The organism is Helicobacter mehlei (assembly GCF_003660265.1).
Lineage (GTDB): Bacteria > Campylobacterota > Campylobacteria > Campylobacterales > Helicobacteraceae > Helicobacter > Helicobacter mehlei.
Genome location: NZ_QXQP01000093.1, coordinates 1 through 407 on the forward strand (window position 1 = coordinate 1; position 407 = coordinate 407).

The window sequence follows — 407 nt, forward strand, 5'->3', positions numbered from 1 at the left end:
TGCAAAGGAATTTAAAAAGTCCATCGGTAACCACGATGTGGCGGATTCACGCCCGTTAAATACGGGTGATTCCTTAGATACCGCTATGGACTTGGGCAAGGATACCACAACCCCCCCAACAAGCCCCTTAAATATCCACCAGCAGGCAGTGCAAGCCCGCCAAGCTAGAGAAGAGGCTAAGGCACAAGAGCAAAGGCTAGAGGCGCAAAAGCAAGCCCAAGACTATCAAAAGACGCTTGGGTTTTTCTCTCCAAGATAGCCACAAACTCACCAAAACCAAATCGTTAATCTTGCGCCCCAAAGTTTAGCCATCCCTTTAGGTTCAAGTCCTCAATGAAAATCGTGGTATATTGTTTGGCTAGATTATTGGCTAGCTTGTAGAAAAAGTCTGTTCTGAGATTTTTAAT

2 pseudogenes are annotated in these 407 nt (G+C 45.5%); one reads left to right on the forward strand and one right to left on the reverse strand.

The features are described from left to right. Positions 1 to 259: pseudogene (locus EAO36_RS08380) on the forward strand (hypothetical protein); the annotation flags it as partial. Here the strand turns inward: EAO36_RS08380 and EAO36_RS09055 are convergent. Further along, positions 243 to 407, reverse strand: a pseudogene (locus tag EAO36_RS09055) (RNA-guided endonuclease TnpB family protein); the annotation flags it as partial. The pseudogenes EAO36_RS08380 and EAO36_RS09055 sit on opposite strands and share 17 nt — an antisense overlap.